This window comes from Oleiphilus sp. HI0128, from assembly GCF_001635365.1.
On record NZ_LWGG01001367.1, the window covers coordinates 1 to 1,148 of the forward strand.

General features: G+C 46.5%; 1 protein-coding gene. It reads left to right on the top strand.

What is annotated here, in order from left to right; genetic code table 11:
* Positions 1-79: 79 nt before the first annotated feature.
* Positions 80-1,148, top strand: a 1,069-nt coding sequence (locus tag A3763_RS22630) for an efflux RND transporter permease subunit (RefSeq protein ID WP_197483059.1), incomplete at its 3' end; no start/stop codon positions are given.

The following is a 1,148-nucleotide window of genomic DNA, read 5'->3' on the forward strand; positions in this document are numbered from 1 at the left end:
ACCCTCGTGTAGAGTCGATAATTCAGAACTTGTATAACGTATTTTGCCAGCCGAATTAATTAAACCTTAGGGTAATTGCATGACTTCAGCAGATAAATCTTTTATCGAACGTTTGCTCGCCTACAGTTTAGCGGGTGGCTTACCTTCAGCGATTCTTATTGTCTCGCTTTTATTGGGCATGGTCGCGCTGAACTACACTCCACGTGAAGAAGAGCCTCAAATTGTTGTACCGATGGTCGATGTGTTAGTCAGTTCGCCAGGTATGTCTTCTAAGCAGGTAGAACGGCAGGTGACAACACCGCTGGAAAAACTTCTGGCTCAAATCCCGGGTGTAGAGAATGTTTATTCCACCTCAATGAGCGGTCAGGCGGCTGTTACTTTACGATTTTATGTTGGCGAAGATCGTGAAGATGCAATTCTGAATACCTATAACAAACTTCATTCCAATCAACATAAAGTCCCTCAGGCAGTACAAAACTGGCGCGTAAACCCGGTTGAAGTGGATGATGTGCCGATCATGATGTTGGCTTTGTATTCCAAAGGCGATGCTAGCGATTATGACTTAAGGCGGGTAGCGGAAGAGCTGTCGACTTATATACAGGCAATTCCTGATACCAGTGAAGTCAAGGTAACGGGGGGCCGAGAACGAACGATAAGGATTTTTTTACAGCCCGAAAGTTTGGCAGCGCGTCAAAGTACTTCGGCAGACGTCTTGCAAGCTTTACAGGTGTCCAATCTGCTTCAAAGTAGCGGCAACTGGTTCGTTGACAATGAGTCTATTCAACTCGAAAGCGGCGACTTTATCCGCGACCTTAGTAGTCTAAAACAGACGGTGGTCAATGTTGTCGATGGGATTCCGGTAACGCTTCAGGATGTAGCTGAAATTGTTGACGGCCCTGCCAATGCGAGTACTTATACCTGGTTGGATTTTGCTGAAACACATCCAGAATTTGAAGGGGTCCCGATCGCCGCACGTAGTGATTTACCGATGTCGGTTATCAGTGTCGCCAAACAGCCGGGAAGCAATGCAGTCAGTGTGGCTCAGGAAGTTCATAAGCTTATTGCAGCGCTAAAGTCAGATTTATTGCCGACAAGTATCGGCATAGAAGTGCTACGTGATTACGGTGCAACGGCGAATGAGAAGGTTG